Origin of the sequence: Pseudoalteromonas aliena (genome assembly GCF_038155085.1) — a bacterium.
Lineage (GTDB): Bacteria > Pseudomonadota > Gammaproteobacteria > Enterobacterales > Alteromonadaceae > Pseudoalteromonas > Pseudoalteromonas aliena_A.
The window spans coordinates 17,940-35,854 of the sequence record NZ_JBAKAU010000027.1 but is presented as its reverse complement, the minus strand read 5'-3'; the positions used below and the strand labels follow the sequence as shown (position 1 = coordinate 35,854).

The 17,915-nt window shown below is 39.8% G+C and carries 19 protein-coding genes; 3 read left to right on the top strand and 16 right to left on the bottom strand.

Features of this window, described 5'->3' with window-relative positions; genetic code table 11:
- Positions 1-183: 183 nt before the first annotated feature.
- The 6 genes from V6260_RS17515 to xerD all read right to left on the bottom strand — a co-directional run bounded on the left by V6260_RS17515 (position 184) and on the right by xerD (position 7,242).
- The gene (locus tag V6260_RS17515) at positions 184-366 is read right to left on the bottom strand and encodes a hypothetical protein (protein WP_341595419.1); all 183 of its coding nucleotides are present in this window, start codon (positions 364-366) and stop codon (positions 184-186) included.
- A 554-nt stretch (positions 367-920) separates the two neighbouring features.
- Positions 921-2,456 (bottom strand): lysine--tRNA ligase, encoded by a 1,536-nt coding sequence (lysS, locus tag V6260_RS17510; protein WP_341595418.1) that lies wholly within the window; start codon positions 2,454-2,456, stop codon positions 921-923.
- 26 nt (positions 2,457-2,482) lie between these two features.
- Positions 2,483-3,581 (bottom strand): peptide chain release factor 2 gene (gene prfB / locus V6260_RS17505; protein WP_104643288.1). Its coding sequence is split into 2 segments (ribosomal slippage): positions 2,483-3,505 and positions 3,507-3,581, totalling 1,098 coding nucleotides; the frame shifts between segments, so codons are not numbered across the junction.
- 144 nt (positions 3,582-3,725) lie between these two features.
- The gene (gene recJ, locus V6260_RS17500; protein WP_341595417.1) at positions 3,726-5,447 is read right to left on the bottom strand and encodes a single-stranded-DNA-specific exonuclease RecJ; all 1,722 of its coding nucleotides are present in this window, start codon (positions 5,445-5,447) and stop codon (positions 3,726-3,728) included.
- 78 nt (positions 5,448-5,525) lie between these two features.
- Positions 5,526-6,254, bottom strand: coding sequence for a bifunctional protein-disulfide isomerase/oxidoreductase DsbC (gene dsbC / locus V6260_RS17495; protein WP_058549513.1), 729 nt, complete (start codon positions 6,252-6,254; stop codon positions 5,526-5,528).
- A 61-nt stretch (positions 6,255-6,315) separates the two neighbouring features.
- A complete protein-coding gene (gene xerD, locus V6260_RS17490) occupies positions 6,316-7,242 on the bottom strand; it encodes a site-specific tyrosine recombinase XerD (RefSeq protein WP_341595416.1) in 927 nt (308 codons plus the stop codon).
- A 105-nt stretch (positions 7,243-7,347) separates the two neighbouring features.
- Here xerD and fldB point away from each other — a divergent pair, with 105 nt between their 5' ends.
- On the top strand, positions 7,348-7,869 hold the full coding sequence (fldB, locus tag V6260_RS17485; RefSeq protein WP_341595423.1) for a flavodoxin FldB: 522 nt from the start codon (positions 7,348-7,350) through the stop codon (positions 7,867-7,869).
- Positions 7,870-7,941: 72 nt separating this feature from the next.
- Here the strand turns inward: fldB and V6260_RS17480 are convergent, their stop codons facing one another.
- The 3 genes from V6260_RS17480 to V6260_RS17470 all read right to left on the bottom strand — a co-directional run bounded on the left by V6260_RS17480 (position 7,942) and on the right by V6260_RS17470 (position 11,298).
- Positions 7,942-8,409: a YHS domain-containing (seleno)protein gene (locus tag V6260_RS17480; RefSeq protein ID WP_341595415.1), complete on the bottom strand. Its 468-nt coding sequence runs from the start codon at positions 8,407-8,409 to the stop codon at positions 7,942-7,944.
- Positions 8,410-8,546: 137 nt separating this feature from the next.
- A complete protein-coding gene (locus V6260_RS17475) occupies positions 8,547-8,990 on the bottom strand; it encodes a DUF2147 domain-containing protein (RefSeq protein WP_341595414.1) in 444 nt (147 codons plus the stop codon).
- A gap of 130 nt (positions 8,991-9,120) precedes the next feature.
- Positions 9,121-11,298 (bottom strand): YgiQ family radical SAM protein, encoded by a 2,178-nt coding sequence (locus V6260_RS17470; RefSeq protein WP_341595413.1) that lies wholly within the window; start codon positions 11,296-11,298, stop codon positions 9,121-9,123.
- A gap of 373 nt (positions 11,299-11,671) precedes the next feature.
- On the opposite strand from V6260_RS17470, the gene V6260_RS17465 reads away from it, so the two are divergent.
- Complete coding sequence (locus V6260_RS17465; RefSeq protein WP_425355714.1) at positions 11,672-12,253, top strand: hypothetical protein; 582 nt, start codon at positions 11,672-11,674, stop codon at positions 12,251-12,253.
- Positions 12,222-13,109: a TIGR03899 family protein gene (locus tag V6260_RS17460; RefSeq protein ID WP_341595411.1), complete on the top strand. Its 888-nt coding sequence runs from the start codon at positions 12,222-12,224 to the stop codon at positions 13,107-13,109. The genes V6260_RS17465 and V6260_RS17460 overlap by 32 nt, the downstream gene beginning before the upstream one ends.
- A gap of 34 nt (positions 13,110-13,143) precedes the next feature.
- Here the strand turns inward: V6260_RS17460 and V6260_RS17455 are convergent, their stop codons facing one another.
- From V6260_RS17455 to dusA, 7 genes are all read right to left on the bottom strand, one after another.
- Entirely contained in the window at positions 13,144-13,914 is a 771-nt protein-coding gene (locus tag V6260_RS17455; RefSeq protein WP_341595410.1) for a TIGR04219 family outer membrane beta-barrel protein, read from the bottom strand.
- A 3-nt stretch (positions 13,915-13,917) separates the two neighbouring features.
- Positions 13,918-14,904, bottom strand: coding sequence for a DUF2333 family protein (locus V6260_RS17450; RefSeq protein ID WP_341595409.1), 987 nt, complete (start codon positions 14,902-14,904; stop codon positions 13,918-13,920).
- 8 nt (positions 14,905-14,912) lie between these two features.
- Positions 14,913-15,422: a copper chaperone PCu(A)C gene (locus V6260_RS17445; RefSeq protein WP_341595422.1), complete on the bottom strand. Its 510-nt coding sequence runs from the start codon at positions 15,420-15,422 to the stop codon at positions 14,913-14,915.
- Between the two features lie 79 nt (positions 15,423-15,501).
- Positions 15,502-15,828 carry a hypothetical protein gene (locus V6260_RS17440; protein ID WP_341595408.1) on the bottom strand — a complete coding sequence of 109 codons (327 nt, stop codon included), beginning with the start codon at positions 15,826-15,828 and terminating at the stop codon, positions 15,502-15,504.
- Positions 15,829-15,839: 11 nt separating this feature from the next.
- Entirely contained in the window at positions 15,840-16,046 is a 207-nt protein-coding gene (locus tag V6260_RS17435) for a PspC domain-containing protein (protein WP_341595407.1), read from the bottom strand.
- A 9-nt stretch (positions 16,047-16,055) separates the two neighbouring features.
- Positions 16,056-16,736, bottom strand: a complete 681-nt coding sequence (locus tag V6260_RS17430; RefSeq protein ID WP_341595406.1) for a PspA/IM30 family protein — start codon at positions 16,734-16,736, stop codon at positions 16,056-16,058.
- A 244-nt stretch (positions 16,737-16,980) separates the two neighbouring features.
- Positions 16,981-17,913 (bottom strand): tRNA dihydrouridine(20/20a) synthase DusA, encoded by a 933-nt coding sequence (gene dusA, locus V6260_RS17425; protein ID WP_341595421.1) that lies wholly within the window; start codon positions 17,911-17,913, stop codon positions 16,981-16,983.
- Positions 17,914-17,915 lie beyond the last annotated feature (2 nt).

The following is a 17,915-nucleotide window of genomic DNA, read 5'->3' as shown; positions in this document are numbered from 1 at the left end:
CAAACTCTATACTCCCTTAGCAGGGGAGCTCCTTCGGCCACTCGGACACCTCTCCGTCTTGTGGGGCGTATAATAAAGATTTCAAAAAATATGTCAAACACTTTTCTGCCAAATATGTCTATATGGTTATAGATTGCACATATGTTTAGTTTTAAAGTGTAATTAGTTTGAAAATTAAGCGGCTTATGTATTTTTGTCGGCTGAACCAATACCCATTAAAGGTACAGATTCATCTGTTAATTTAGCAAGGTATTGCTCTTCGTATCCTAACTGCTGAAATTCAGCAATACAAGTGCGATAATAAGCATCTCGTTCTTGCTCTGTTGTGCACTTTTCTGATAGATATCCTACACGTTTGTCTTTCATATTTTTATTCTAGGTCCTTCTAAGAATCTATATTAGCAGTATAAATTTTCGGCGTATTCTATCTAAAAACTTTACATAAATACAACATATGTTTAAAAAGTAGACATACTAAAAAGTTATAAACTACTACTTTTAATACTAAGAACGACTCATGGCAATAAAGTAAGTAGAACTGAGTTGCCCATTAAACCAATTCACTTAACTAAAAGGTCTATATAGGTAAGACAGCCTTGTCGATAATAAGGGAAAATTCGCCATTTAGTTATTCTCGGCAATTACCTCTGTATTACTCAGTACCCATGCACTACGTATTATACCAATCCGCAGTAATACTTAATCATTTTTCGGGGCTAAATATATCGATACCTGCGTTAAAAATTCTCTTTTAGAACAAATAAATAGCGAGTTTTTGCCTAGCTATCAAAACATTTTTCCAACCTCAAAATAGATCACTTAATTAAGCGAATTGGTTTTAGTGGTTTTCTAACACTGTTACCAAACAAAAAACGCCGCTATTAAGCGGCGTTTATTAACTTACTTTGTTCTACTAAAGCTTAATCAGCTTGCGGGCGCATATGCGGGAACAAAATAACGTCTTTAATTGTTGATGAATCAGTAAACAACATGACTAAACGGTCAATACCAATACCTTCACCTGCAGTTGGCGGTAAGCCGTACTCTAGTGCGCGTATGTAGTCTTCATCGTAGTGCATTGCTTCATCATCGCCTGCGTCTTTCTCTTCCACTTGGCGAGTAAAGCGCTCAGCTTGATCTTGTGCATCGTTAAGCTCCGAGAAACCATTTGCAAGCTCACGTCCGCCAACAAAAAACTCAAAGCGGTCGGTAACAAATGGGTTTTCGTCGTTACGACGCGCCAGTGGAGACACTTCCCACGGGTAACCAGTAATAAATGTAGGTTGGATAAGCATGTGCTCAGCCGTTTCTTCAAATATTTCACATAAAAACTTACCTGGGCCCCAAACACAATTTTCAGGAATTTTTACGTGTACTTGTTTAGCATACGCTTTTAATTCGTCAAAGTGGTTTTCTGGATCGTTAAATACCGCAGCATCAAACTCAGGGTTATATTTTAAGATAGCGTCAGCCATGCTTAAACGTGTAAACGGTTGACCAAAGTCGTACTCTACTGAGTCGGTTACTTCGCCGTTTTCGTCTTTTGTTGTATTAATAACAATTGGGCTGCCCAATACGTTAGTTGCAACAGTACGTAGCATGTCTTCGGTGATATTCATCAGGTCGATGTAATCAGCATACGCTTGGTAGAACTCAATCATAGTGAATTCTGGGTTATGACGCGTTGATAACCCTTCGTTACGAAAGTTACGATTAATTTCAAATACGCGGTCAAAACCACCTACCACTAAACGCTTAAGGTAAAGCTCAGGCGCTATACGTAAGTACATATCTATATCAAGCGCGTTATGGTGAGTCACAAACGGACGCGCAGATGCACCGCCAGGAATAACCTGTAGCATAGGTGTTTCTACTTCCATAAAGTCGCGCTCAGCTAAAAAGCGACGAATGCCTTCAACTACTTGTGAACGAATACGGAACGTTTCACGCGTTGCTTCGTTAGTAATCAAATCAACATAACGCTGGCGGTACTTAGTTTCTTGATCTGATAAGCCATGAAACTTCTCTGGTAATGGGCGTAGTGACTTAGTAAGTAGTTCGTACTCTGTCATTTCTACGTATAAATCGCCTTTACCTGATTTATTAAGTGCGCCTTTAACACCAATAATATCGCCAATATCTAGTTGACCATATTTTGCTTTTAAGTCTTTTTGCACATCTTTAGATGCGTAAGCTTGTACACGGCCTTTCATGTCTTGAATGGCCATAAAAGGACCACGTTTAGCTAAAATACGTCCTGCAATTGATACAACGTGCTGAAGCTCTACTAATTCTTCTTTAGTCTTATCACCAAACTCAGCCTGTAAATCAGCCGTGTAATGTTCACGACGGAACTGATTAGGATGACCGTTGGCTGGGCAATTTTCGCGAATAGCGTCTAATTTGCCGCGACGCTCAGCGATTAACTTGTTTTCGTCTTGGATTTGATCAGTCATTTTTTAGCTCTTTTTTAGCTTGGTGGTTATAGGCCAGATTTTAAGCTGGCTTCAATAAATTTGTCTAGGTTGCCGTCAAGTACCGATTGCGTATTACGGTTTTCAACACCAGTTCGTAAATCTTTAATACGTGCATCATCAAGTACGTAAGAACGAATTTGGCTTCCCCAGCCAATATCCGACTTTGCGTCTTCTTGAGTTTGCTTTTCAGCATTTTGCTGCTGAAGCTCAAGCTCAAATAATTTAGCTTTTAACTGCTTCATTGCTTGGGCTTTATTTTTGTGTTGCGAACGCTCGTTTTGACACTGTACAACCGTGTTGGTAGGTACGTGGGTAATACGTACTGCCGATTCGGTGGTATTTACGTGCTGACCACCCGCGCCCGATGCACGGTAAACGTCTATACGTAAGTCTGACGGATTAATATCAATTTCAATGTTGTCATCTACTTCTGGGTATACAAACGCAGAGGCAAACGAGGTATGACGACGACCACTTGAGTCAAACGGGCTCTTACGTACCAAACGGTGCACGCCTGTTTCTGTGCGCAGCCAACCGTATGCGTATTCGCCAACAAAGCGTACTGTTGCGCCTTTAATACCAGCTACATCGCCATCAGTCGCTTCTACTAGCTCTACTTTAAAGCCTTTAGCTTCGCCCCAGCGTAAGTACATGCGCAGTAGCATATTACACCAATCTTGTGCTTCAGTACCGCCAGAACCCGATTGTAAATCGAGATAGGCGTCGTTTGAATCGTGAGAACCTGAAAACATACGACGGAACTCTAAACCTTCAAGCTGTTTATTTAAGCCTTCAAGTTCAGTTTGTGCTTCAACAAAGGTTTCTTCATCTTCAGCTTCTATTGCAAGCTCAAGCAATCCTTCAACGTCGTCGGCGCCAGCCACTAAGTTATCGATTGTTTCAACAACCGCCTCTAGTGCTGATTTTTCTCGGCCAAGTGCTTGTGCACGTTCAGGCTCATTCCATACGGCTGAATCTTCAAGTTCGGCGTTTACTTCTTCTAAGCGTTCTTGTTTAAGAGCGTAGTCAAAGGTACCCCCGAAGCAGTTCAGTACGTTCGCGAATTTCCTTGATTTGATTAATCACAGGATTCACTTCAAACATGTACATTACTCCAAAATGGCTAGATTATTACGCGCTAAAATTAGCTAATTACGCAATAAATTATCGTCAAATGATAAAAACGCCCGATTTTAACAAAAAACCGCGCGTTTTATTAGCCTTTTGTGCCAGCATTATGCATATTTTTTAATGCACTTTTTCAAGCTCTCTTACTATTAATTGCAAGCTAAACTTACCTCTAAACTCGTTTATGTCGAGCTGATACGCCACTTTAACAAAACGAGCTTCGGTGTCGGGCCATTCTTTTACATCAATACCAAAGGCAATGGCATCAACTAATCGCCCTGATTGATGTTTAAGCACTAATTTTAAATGCTTTTCACCCACAATACGCTGTTGAATAACTTCAAAGGTATGCTCAAATACCGGCTCTGGAAATTGCTGCCCCCATGGGCCTGATTGCTTTAATAGCTGAGCAAACTCCATAGTAAAGCACTCGTTTGGCAGCTCGCCGTCGGTAAATACAATACAGCGTTTGCTTTCTTCGCTAAGCTGAGCTGTTACCGCTGCCTCAAACGCTTTTTTAAAGTCGTTAAAGTTTTGCTCGTTAATACTCAAGCCAGCAGCCATTGCGTGACCACCAAATTTATTAATTAAGTGTGGGTCGGCGGTATTTAGCCCTTCGAGTAAGTCGCGCATGTGCAGCCCTTCAATAGAGCGGCACGAACCTTTTATTTCGCCGTTTTCGCCACCAGCAAAAATAACGGTTGGGCGATGGTATTTTTCTTTTAAGCGGCCAGCCAAAATACCAATAACCCCTTGGTGCCAGTCATCTTGAAACAAACAAATAGCATCTGGGATGTTATCGTCACTAAAGGCGAGCCTATCAAGCACAGCTTGTGCCTCGGCTTGCATGCCCTGCTCTATTTCACGCCTAGCATGGTTTAAGCTATCGAGCTCGCCGGCAATGCGCCTAGCTTGATTTATATCTGTACTTAGCAAACACGCTATGCCCAAACTCATATCATCTAATCGCCCTGCGGCATTTAAACGCGGCGCTAGCGAAAAACCAAAGTCGCTGGCGCTTAAGCGCGCTGCATTTCGATTAGCTACTTCAATAAGTGCAGTAATACCTGGGCGAGTATTACCACTTCGAATACGCGCTAAACCTTGATGTACTAAAGTGCGGTTATTTGCATCAAGCGCAACCACATCGGCCACTGTACCGAGTGCAACTATATCGAGTAGATTAGCTAAATTTGGCGGTGGTTGCTGTTCAAAGTAGCCTTGCTCGCGCAATACGCTTCTAAGGGCAATAAGTAAGTAAAAGGCAACACCAACGCCTGCTATTGATTTAGACGGGAAGTTACACTCGTACCTATTAGGGTTAACTATTGCATCGGCATTAGGGAGTTGCTCACCTTGTAAGTGATGATCTGTTACCAACACTTTTATACCCACTGCTTTTAAGATATCAATACCGGCAATACACGAAATACCGTTATCTACAGTGATAACCAGCTCAGGGTTTATTTGTACTATTTGCTCAGCCAATGCAGGGCTTAAGCCATAACCTAAGCTAAACCGGTCTGGTATTAGGTAATCTAAATGCTTAAAGCCAAACATCTCAAGGCCTTGCATTAAGGTAGCTGTACTCGTTGCGCCATCGGCATCAAAATCGCCAACAATTAAAATACGACTTTGCGCGTTTAGCGCATTTACTAACAGCTCGCTTGCTTTGTCTATGTCTTTAAAGAGTTTGAAGTCGTGAAGTGTAGCGGCACTGTTATTTAGCTCATCAGCATTAATTACATTTCGCGTGGCATATATTTGTTTTATAACGGGGTGTAAGTTGCTCGGTAGGTGTGAGTCGTCAACGTTTTCTCGCGCAATGATCAGTTTTTTCATGCAATTGCTAACTTTTAAATTCAAAATAAAAAGACAAAAAAAGGCCATTACGGCCTTTTAATAAACTTAAGCGTTTTATTAAGACGCTTTGTTTGCCTCAAGCGCTGCTTTTAAAGCGGCTGCTGGCTGGTAACCTGGGATCATTGTACCATCTTCTAATACAATCGCTGGCGTACCGCTAATCCCAAAGCTTTGGCCTAGTTGGTAATGCTCTGCAACCGGTGCACTACAGCCTGCAACTACTTTAGTGTCTACGCCCGACTTAGCTTCTGTAAGCGCTTCTTGTTGATCGCGTGCACACCAAACATTCATTAAATCAGCATAACCAGAACCTTGTAAGCCACCACGCGGAAACGCTAAGTAACGCACTGTAATGCCAGCGTCTAGTAAGTCGTCTAGTTCGCGGTGTAATTTACGACAGTAACCACAGCTAATATCAGTAAATACAGTAATTTGATGTTGCTCATTTGGCGCTTTATAAACAATCATAGAATCTTCGTATTCTTTAACGCCTTCAACGCGCACACCGTTTAACGCTTGCTCTGTTAAATTACTACGGTTGTTTAAATCGATTAGTGTACCTTGCATTAAAAACTGGCCGTCTGGGCTTGCGTAGAGTACACCTTTATTTGTAATTAGCTCTTTTAAACCGGCAACTGGGCTTGGGTTAATTTGCTTAACCGTTACACCTAAAGTGGCAAATTTAGTAACAATAGGATCATCAGCACTTGGAGTTACAGCAACGCCATTTGCAAATGCACTAATACTTGTGCACAACATGGCACCTGCTAACATTAATTTTTTCATAACTTCTCTCTATCCTAAAAATACTTATAAACTGACCGGCTTAGTAACAAAAAATTTCAACTTAAGCGCGTGGATGATGCTCTGCATGTACCGATTTTAAACGTTCATTAGCAACATGGGTATAAATTTGTGTGGTTGATAAATCGCTGTGTCCGAGCATCATTTGTACCACACGTAAGTCAGCCCCATGGTTTAATAAATGCGTAGCAAAAGCATGGCGCATAGTATGCGGAGACAATGGAGACTCAACTGATGCCAAAATAGCATAGTGTTTAATTCTATGCCAAAAAGTTTGTCGGGTCATGCCTACACCACGCTTTGACGGAAACACAAAGTCAGTCGCGTGTTTTATCATTTGCGCGCGCCCACCTTTTAAAAATTGCTCAAGCCAATACATAGCCTCTTCGCCCAATGGCACTAAGCGCTCTTTGTTGCCCTTACCTTTTACAAACACAACCGACTGCCGTAAATTTATTTGCTCCATACGCAGCCCTACAAGCTCGGTTACACGCAAGCCCGTAGCATAAAGTAGCTCAAGCATGGCTTTATCGCGCAGCCCCATTGGGTCTTCAATATTAGGTGCATTTAATAATGCCTCAACCTCAGCCTCTGAGAGTGTTTTAGGCAACGACTGCCCCGCTTTTGGCTGGGTAATATTAACCATAGGGGAGTCGGCTATTACTTTTTCGCGAACAAAGTACTGATAAAAACGCTTTAACGCACTTATGCTGCGCGCGGTACTACGCGGCTTTAAACCTAAATCAACCCGATGGGCTAGGTAACTTTCAACATCTAGGCTGGTTACTGTCATTAAATTTTCGCCTTTTAAAAATTGGCAAAACTTATCTAAATCGCTGCGGTACGCGCTTAGGGTGTTTTCGCTAACACCTTGTTCTAAATACAAGCTATCTAAAAAGGTTTCTAAAAAGTCGCTATTGCTACTTAGCTCAGTATTTTGTTCAGGTAAATCGTCTGGTAGCGTTGTCACGTTGTGATCTCTTGTTGGTAATACCACGGTAGAAGGTATCAATTAAAAATACCTTACGGTAAACTGCGCCCTATCATAACAGGCAATTACACAGTGATAAATACGATGCAGATTGGTTTATTTTTTGGCTCTACTACGTGTTACACAGAAATGGCAGCAGAAAAAATTCGCGACCTTATTGGCGCCGATGTAGTGACCTTACACAATATTAAAGACGAACCACTAAAAAATGCGCAGCAGTACGACTTTATCATCTTTGGTATTTCAACATGGGATTTTGGCGAAATACAAGAAGACTGGGAATCTAAGTGGGACGACATAAAAGATGTAAACCTAAATGGCAAAACCATTGCTTTATTTGGCATGGGCGACCAGCAAGGTTACGGTCAGTGGTTTCAAGACGCCCTTGGTATGCTTCACGATGAAATAAATACCCAGTCGTTTACGCAACTTGGCTTTTGGCCAAACGATGAAAACTACGAGTTTGAAGCTTCAAAAGCACTTACCCCAGATGGCAAATACTTTGTAGGACTTGCGCTTGATGAAGACAGCCAATACGAGCTAAGCGATGAGCGCATTGCAACATGGGTTGAACAAGTAATGACTGAATATAGCGAAACGTTTTAATTAATAAGCTAACAAATAAAAAGCCCGCAACTAATTTAGTTACGGGCTTTTTAGTTAATATTAATTAAAAATTTACTTAAACGTCATCACGTTTGTTGTTTGTGGGTAATATCCATCAGCCATAACGATATACGGCACTAGATTACTTAACCATTTTTGCTGTACGCCTTCGCTGTAGTTTAAGTAAAGCTTACCTTCGTGAATATAAAATGCTTCTGGGTCTATCCCTACGGCATTTCCCTCATCAGCCATTGCATAAGCGCACCAGCCTCCGTATTGCGGAGCATAACGCTTTGGGTTTTCTGCAAATGTCGTTTTATTTTCTTCACTCGAAAAATGCCAGTCGGCACCTAAATAACTAAACGTATATTTGTCATTGCCTTTAATGGCTTTATTTTGGGTGAAATAAGCAACACTGTCGTACCCTTTAATAGCCGTGTTATTAAACCAGCTCGTATTTACAGCATCATCCTTTGCGTTTGCCCCACCGCTAATTAACAGTGTGCTAAGCATTATTAAAGCAACTATGTACTTAATCATATTTTACCTTTTTATTTACTCAAAATTTTATGCCAATTAAATATGGCAGACTTAGTGAGTAAGAAAGGCAAAGCGTAAAAATTATTTCAGTTAATGCTTAACTATTTAACGTTTAGTAATTAAGTAAGTAGTTAAACTTACTCTACTTTTAACCAATATTGATTTCGGTAAAAAAAGCCAATGTAGCCGCGTACTTCGAGCTTTTTACCTTCATCCTGCGGGGTTAATTGTAAGGTGTAGGTTTTACCATTTGTTGGGTCGAGTATTTCGCCGTCTCCCCATACGCCATCATCTTGTGCTTTTACATCGGTGATTATAGTCATCCCTAAAATAGGCTGATCTTTTAACTCATCATCGCATTTACTGCATATATCGTTTTGTTTTGCAGGGTTAAGAATGGTTTCAACTTTGCCGCTTAATACACCGTTTTTTTGGGTAATACGTACATATGACTTAGCTTTATTGGTATCTTCATCAATGGTTTTCCAAAGTCCTACTGGCGTCATCGCAGCAAACACGCAGTGACTTGAAAAAGTGACAGCGGCGAAAAAGCTTAGTAATGCGATGTTATTTTTTTTCATTATATTGCCTCAACTTTATGTACTAATAACACAATCATAACAGAGATTTATATTCATACTACAAAACAAAAAAGCCTAAATAAATCATCAAAATTTATTTAGGCTTTATGAGCATGCCGCTATCAAAGAACTATCTTGCTCTTTGACGGTTACCGCCAACTTTAGGTTTAGTGTTTGCCTTTTTAAATTGGCTAAAGCCGGTATGTCGCGTTAGTGCTGGGCGCCTACCTTTTTTACTACCTTTACCTGCTTTTTCATCGCGCCCTTCTTCTGGCACTAAACAGTTAGGCCCTTTACCAATTAAATTAGCTTTACCCATTTTACGTAGAGCTTCACGTATCATTGGCCAACCAGCTGCATCGTGGTAGCGTAAAATAGCTTTATGTAATCTACGTTGGCGTGCGCCTTTAGGTACTGGAACAACTTCTGAGTTGTTTTTTATATTACGTAAAGAGTTCATCTCTGTATGGTAAATAGTCGTCGCATTAGCCATAGGTGATGGGTAAAAATTTTGTACCTGATCAAGCTTAAAGTCGTTTGATTTAAGCCATAAAGCCATGTTTACCATGTCTTCATCTTTTGTACCTGGGTGAGCAGATATGAAGTAAGGAATTAAGTACTGTTTTTTACCAGCTTCTTTAGAGTATTTATCAAATAATTCTTTAAATTGATCGTATGCGCCCATACCTGGTTTCATCATTTTTGATAATGGACCATCCTCTGTATGCTCTGGCGCTATTTTTAAGTAACCGCCTACATGATGCGTTACTAATTCTTTAACGTAACGAGGGTCACGTACGGCTAAATCGTAACGCACACCAGAGGCAATCAATACCTTTTTAATACCCTTAACTTCACGTGCTTTTTTATACAAATCTATTGTTGGTGTATGATCTGTATCCATGTGTTTACAAATATCTGGATACACACATGATAAGCGTCTACAGGTACTCTCGGCCTTTTTACTAGTACAGCGCAGCTTATACATATTCGCCGTTGGGCCACCTAAATCAGAAATAACACCAGTAAAGCCGGGAACTTTATCTCTAATCTGTTCAATTTCTTCAATAATAGATTCTTGTGAACGACTTTGAATAATGCGCCCTTCATGCTCTGTAATTGAGCAAAACGAACAACCACCAAAACAGCCACGCATAATATTAACTGACGTTTTAATCATGTCATAAGCAGGAATTTTAGAGTCACCATAACTTGGGTGAGGGATACGCTGATATGGCAAACCAAATACAGCATCCATTTCATGGGTTTCTAATGGGTATGCTGGCGGGTTTACCCAAATAGAGCGATCGCCGTGACGCTGAAACAGCGCTCTTGCACAACCAGGATTGGTTTCTTGATGTAAAATACGTGAAGCATGGGCGTATAAAGGTTTGTTAACACTTACTTGCTCATAAGCAGGTAACTTAACATAGGTTTTTTCCCATGGCTTAGGCCTTGCCGGCTGAACCATAATTGGTTTTGCAGCTTCTGCCTTTAAATCTATACCCGCTTGTTTAAATTCAGATTTACTACAGCCAACATCATCAGCGCCGTATGGATTTGGAATAGGATCAATTTTACCAATTTTATCAATAGCGGTAGAGTCACTACCACGCCAACCTGGTAAAGGTTCTTTTCTGATAACAGCCGTGCCGCGAATATCCTGAATAGTATCCATTGTCTCACCCGCAGCAATACGGTGTGCAACTTCAACTAATGGGCGCTCTGCGTTACCATAAATTAAAATATCAGCTTTTGCATCAAACAAAATACTACGGCGTACTTTTTCCTGCCAATAGTCGTAATGAGCAATACGGCGAAGGCTTGCTTCAATACCGCCAATAACAATCGGTATACCTTTGTATGCTTCACGACACTTTTGCGAGTAAATCATCACGGCGCGATCTGGGCGTTTACCACCTACGTTATCTGGCGTGTAAGCATCATCGTGGCGCATACGCTTTTCAGCGGTATAGCGGTTAATCATCGAATCCATGTTGCCAGCTGTTACACCAAAAAATAAATTCGGTCTGCCTAGTTCCATAAATGCATCTTTAGAGTCCCATGCTGGCTGGGCAATAATACCCACCCTAAAGCCTTGCGCTTCAAGTACACGGCCAATTACGGCCATACCAAAACTAGGGTGATCAACATACGCGTCGCCACTAATTATTATTATGTCGCAGCTATCCCAGCCAAGTGCATCCATTTCTTCACGTGTAGTTGGTAAAAATGGCGCAGTGCCATAACATTCAGCCCAGTATTTAGGGTATGAAAATAAGGCGCGCTTAGCTTTGAGTGTGCTCATAATTGTAATTGTGGCCGTAGAATAACAAAGTTATCAATTATACCTTACTGTATTACTTATATATACAATAAGACTTAAGCATATTTATTTCGCTTGTTATTGATGATCCTCTTTATGGCCTACTGATTTTTCTGGATTAAAGCTTGCTCTGTTTAGTGGCGCCATAGCACCGGGTGTGTAGCTCAGTAACTGTTATTTTGTTACCTTACTAGCTTGCGGCCACGTAAGAACGAGTAAAAGCAATACTTTATAAGCTCTGCCTTACCTAAAGATAAAACATACAGCTATAAAGTTAATCTCAAAATATAAATAGTTAAAACTTTTGGTTTATAACTCAATTCATACTATATTTGATGAATAAATATAAAAGGGCGTGCTTATTAAACTGTTAAAAAAGTTACTACAATTCACTTTTGCTGTATTACTTATAAGTATAATACTTGGCCTAATATTGCCCCAAAGCTATAGTGTCGATAAAACAATTCAAATCAACTCCTCCCAAAATACGATAAGAGTATTGGTAGGTGATTTTAAACAGTGGCATAAGTGGTCTCCCTGGCAACAAATAAGCCCTTCAACTACATTCATCATAAGTGAGCCAAGTGCTGGTGTTGGAGCTTATCAATCATGGGAAAGCATGTGGGGCTTCGGAGAAATGACCATAACAGCAATGAGTGGAAGTGAAATAACCTTCAACGTTTTGCTTAATGAAGAAAACATAATTAAAGGAACACTTTCATTTGTTAATAATTCAAAAGCACTCACTGTAACTTGTCAGATAAAAGGTCAAGCAACAAATGCGTTATTTTCAGGTTACGTGGCCTTCATAACCCAATACATATTAAATAATGCAGTTACATTAGGGCTAAATAACTTAAAAGCCACGGCTCAGTTAAACGACAAACAAATTACAGCAGAAAACTATGGCAATAAAAACAGCACAAGCGCGCATTAACCTTGCAAATATTATTGAATCATTAACTGGATACCCGGTTATAAAAGCCAATAGTAACAACTCATTAAATAATAAAGAAAAACAACATCCTTTCCATGATAAAAACCAACCGTCTTACAAAATAAATAGTCAAAGCTCTACTTTAGCTCGTGCACAAAAACGCCAAGATTTACTGTTAATTAAACAACAACAAAATATAGAAACCATCTTAACTAAAGCGATGGAGTTTTGTCCCGACGTAGCAAGCAATAGACAACCAGATGAAGATTGGATAGAGCATTTCATAGCGCTATGCGAAGACACCTCAAACGAAGCAATGCAAATCTTATGGGCAAAAATCCTCACTGGTGAAACATTGAACCCCGGTACATTCTCAATTAAAAGCTTACAAACACTTAAGCATATGACTCAACGAGAAGCTGACGCATTACAAAAGTGTGTATCGCTTTCTGGTTATAATAAAAAAGATGACAGTCGCTTCATTTTACTTGGCTTTTACAAAAAACCATCACTATTCGATTTAATACGTAAAGGTAATAAAGTGTCATTAAATTTGGGGAAAACAGGTATTAGTTTCCCTGAAATCTTAACCCTTATGGATCTTAATTTACTATACAGAAAAGAAATTGAATCACCGGCTTTAAAAGCAGGGCAGGAAATTACTTTTTCGTTTTTATCACAAAAAGTAACTCTAAAAGCAAAGAGTAATGATTTGGTATTAAGCTACTATAAATTCACTCAAACGGGCGATGAACTATCAAAGTTAATTAACTACCCTGTTAATAAAATATATAAGCAACTAATCAATGAGGCATTAGAGGTAGAATTTGATTTGGAGTGGCATACTAGTAAATAGTACACCACTGTTTTTTTGAAATAAAATGTATGGATTAAAAATGCACCTGAATACCAGCAAATGGTCCTGATGCATCAATATCAGTAGTGATGTCATCTACATCATCAAGCTCTAAAACCATTGAGCGGTAACCTGCTTTTAAGGCAACATCTATAGCAAGATTATCAACTAACTCCCAAGCAACGCCAACTTGGTAATCTCTCACTTTGCTATCATCAATAGCTAAAAAACTTCCTTCAAAAAAGACACTTAAACCAGTAAACGGTAAACCTGCTTCAGCACGGCCATAAGCAAGTGGGACAAAGCCCGAAAAATCTTTAGTTTCAGTAAAGTTAGTACCGCCTTCTTGAGTTGTACCATTTACCACAATATCACCATCAAACTGCTTAGCATTTAAACCTAAGTCGATTGATACTAAATCATTATCAAAAATTTCGTAATAAAAAGTGTAATCAATATGCGTTAAATCACTTACCGAATTAACAGTTGTGCCTACCACATAGTCAGTACCATTAAAGCTAAATGTATCTGTAAGCAGCGCAGAACCATTTAACTCAAGCTCTGTATACTTTAATTTAATATTTGGTACTAACGGCACGGGATGCTCAAGTGCTGCGTAATAACTTACAAAAGTCTCATCTTCAAAATTAAAATCTTGAGATGCATTATTTTTATAAGAAAATTGGCCATCGTTATCTGACTTCCACCCATCAACGCCTACGTATAAACCTAGTAGAGTGTCAGCTTGCGCTGCAGGTGCTAAACATGCCATTGAAAGGGCTGCTGCTAAACAATACTTTTTCATTTTTTATCCTTGAGCTAATAGCTCGCTAAGTTCGATTAAAGCCGCATTGGCTCTAGAAATATAATTCGCCATAACTAGGGAGTGGTTAGCTACATAGCCAAAACCATTCCCGTTTAAAATAAGTGGGCTCCACACTGTTTCTTGAGTTGCCTCAAGTTCACGTATAATTTGTTGCAAGCTTACACGTGCATTTTTCTTTTCAAGTACATCATTAAAGTCATACTCTATCGCTTGTAAAAAGTGCAGTAACGCCCAAGTAGCACCGCGCGATTCGTAAAATACATCGTCAATTTCTAACCACGGTGTTTTAACTTGCTGCTGCAGTGGCGCAAGGGTTGCTTGTTTATTAGATGAATTACCCGCTAAATCGGTATTCACTTTTTCCTGGCCTACACTGGCACTTAAACGCTGACTTAAGCTACCTAAACGTTTTTCAGCTTCTTTAAGCCAACTACGTAGGTTATCTGCTCGTGCGTAAAACTGGCTATCACGTTCATGCTCATTGGCAATTTGTCCACGATATACCATTAAGTAGTCAATACCTTTTTGGTATTCACCTTCAGCACTTGGCCATGCCCATGCTTCAGAGCTTATATTAAACTGTGGCTGCGCCTTTTTAAGTGCTTCATGCTCAGTAGACTGTGATTGCGAACGGCTAAAATCTTTTCGCATAGAAAGCGATAAATCACGCACCATTTCTAGTGCGCCATATTCCCACGCTGGCATATCATCCATAATAATACTTGGCGGTATTACATCATTTGATAAGTAGCCACCGGGTTTATCAAGTAAAGTGCTAGCAACTGTAATAAGCGTTGATGTAGTTACATAACCCGTAACTATTTTTTCATTACGAAGCTGCGCTTGCTCTTTGGCGTTTGTAACAACATCAAAACGTGAAGGCTCAGTGCTCCAATAAACAGCAATTGCGTAAAAAATGATAAGCAGTAGAACAATTATTCCTGCTATTTTTCCTTTATGTTGCGACATATGTACTCCTAATGATGAGCATGTTGAGTAGATGGTTTTAACTGCTTAGCTTGCGCTTCAAGCGATACCACTTGAGCATTAGTAAACAAGCGATTACCGTCACTAAAATATAGTGTGAGTTTACGTTCTTGTCCTACTTTTAATGGCTCTTGTGGTTCAAATGCCATTAAATGATAACCGCCAGGCTGAAAGCTGACACTTTCGTGCGCCTTAATTTCAACCGATTCAACTTGTTGCATTTTCATCATGCCATCTACATGTGAATGCTCGTGTATTTCAACACGCCCTAAGCCATCAATAGTCGCCTTAGTTAAAGTTGCTGCAGCTCCACTGTGATTAATAAGGGTTAAATAACCTACAGTTGAAGTACTGCCAGGTAAAAACTCTCTAACTTGCGCGTTAATTACTTCGAGCACAGCCACATCAGAACCATGATCGTGCCCTGAGTGCGCCGCCAACGATGACGAAAAAAAACTAAATATTAATGCAGAAGCCATCGAAAAACATAGTTTCGTCATCATTCTTATCCTTATGAAAACTTTAAATTACAGGGTAAATTTAACATAGTTAACCTATAATAGTCAGTCAAATTAAGGATTAAGAGGCTACTTTTTTGTTATCGGCAACAAGCCAACACAACACTGCAACAAATAGTAACGGCCATGCAATCATTATAGATCCGAATAAAAGCGCTAAAACAGTCCCTGCTAATGCCACTACACCCGCACCAACTAATCCCATAGTAATTAAAGCCACTACCGCAACTACAGCAATAATTGCGGCCAAAGCACCTACAAGCTCGAGCCCAACCCAACTAATATCAGCAATCCATAACGGCAACTGCCAAGAATCAATCTGCACAAACGTTATTAAATCAGTAAACAGTAATAAATAGATAATTACGCAGACAGCTAAGGCTTTCATGCTGATACTCCTTAATACTCTTTATTTTCAAGGCAGCAATGCGCTATAAAATAACCAAGTGCAATTACAAACGGAAAGCTCAAAAACAACAAAATAGTAACTACACGAGTTGCCCATACCGGAAAGTCCAACCTATGAGCTAAACCACTACAAACACCCGATATTTTTTTATTTAGCGTATCTTTATACCAACCTCGTTGACGATTAAAGCTGTTCATAGCAATCTCCTAAGCAGTTTGTTTTAAATTAGTATTTAAGTTCGCTTTTAAGCGGGCCAGTTCAGCATCAATTTTTTCATTTTTAACTAACGACTCAATTTTGGCACTGGTAGAGCTTCCTGTATCAGTCAACTCATAAGATTCTACTTGAGCTTCAATACCTTCAACACGCTGCTCTACTTGTTCAAAACGAGACAACGCATGAGCTACTTTATCGCTTTGTAGTTGCGTACTGATTCGCCCTCTAGCAATAGCAACATTATGGCGTTGCATTAACTGAGCTTGCTTAGTTTTAGCCATAGCCATTTTTTGCTGCAAGCGCTCACAATCAGACTTAATTTTTGCAAAAGACTCTTGCAGTGTTTCTAGTTGAGTTTGCTTATTTTCAATGCTTTCGTTAACGCGTTGCTTCTCAAGTAAAGCTGATTTAGCAAGGTCATCACAGCCCTTCTCAACCGCACGTTCTGCTTTAACTTGCCAAGCTGCGAATTCTGTTTTTTTAGTATCAATTTGACGATTAATTACTTTCTCTTCACACAATAAAGCGGCTGCTGTACTACGGGACTCATTCAATGCATCTTGCATGTCGGTAAGCATTAGGTTTAAAAGTTTTTCTGGGTCTTCTGCTTTATCAAGCATGGCGACAATGTTTGATTGAATTACATCATTTACGCGGTTAAATATTCCCATGGTATTCTCCTGTTGATTTTTAATTAATTTCAACAAGAAGATACCAAGAGTTATGCCAAGTCCATCAAAACGAAAATAAAGCATTTAAAATCATAATGGTAAATAACAAGCACTCTAAATTCTAGTGACTTTAAGCTGAACAACATAGTGTGTAATTGGCCAATAAATTATGATTTTGACTAATTTTTAGGATCAAAAAAGCCACTCGAAAGTGGCTTAGATTTAGAATTTTTGAAGCTTAGTTTTATTCTGGGACAAAACTCAGCGCTTTATCCATTACCGATAAATCAGCTTGTTTGCCGTGACCATTCTCAGAAAGGTGACGTCTAAAACCACGCGCACCAGGCTGCCCCTGAAAAATACCGAGCATGTGACGTGCAATATGCCAAAAATTAGCACCCAAACGCATTTCGTCTTCAATATAGCCGTACATTGAACGTACTACGTCGTGGCGTGATTGCGTGTTTGCAGAATCACCATAAATTTTCTCATCAACTTCATTTAGCATAAATGGATTGCTGTACGCTTCGCGACCAATCATTACGCCATCTATATGCTGTAAATGCTCAAGGCTTTGCTCAATTGTTTTTACGCCGCCATTAATGCTTAAATCAAGCTGTGGGTAGTCTTTTTTCAATTGATAAACACGCGGGTAATCAAGAGGTGGAACTTCACGGTTTTCTTTAGGGCTTAAGCCATTGAGCCATGCTTTACGAGCATGAATAATAAAATCATCACAACCTACTTTATGAGATGCTTCAATGAGCGCACATAAAAACTCATACGAGTCTTGCTCATCAATACCAATACGCGTTTTTACAGTCACAGGAATATTTACTTCGCTCTTCATAGCAGCAACACACTCTGCAACAAGCTCAGGCTCTGCCATTAAACATGCACCAAACCGACCGTTTTGTACTCTGTCTGATGGGCAACCCACATTTAAGTTTATTTCATCATAACCACGCTCACCCGCAAGTTTTGCACATTGTGCAAGCGCTTTAGGATCAGAGCCACCAAGTTGCAGCGCAACTGGGCTTTCGTGTTTATTAAAATGTAAGTAGTCGCCTCGACCAAATAAAATAGCCCCTGTGGTTATCATTTCAGTATAAAGCACAGTATGTTTAGTCATTTTGCGATGAAAAGTACGACAATGGCGATCAGTCCAATCAAGCATTG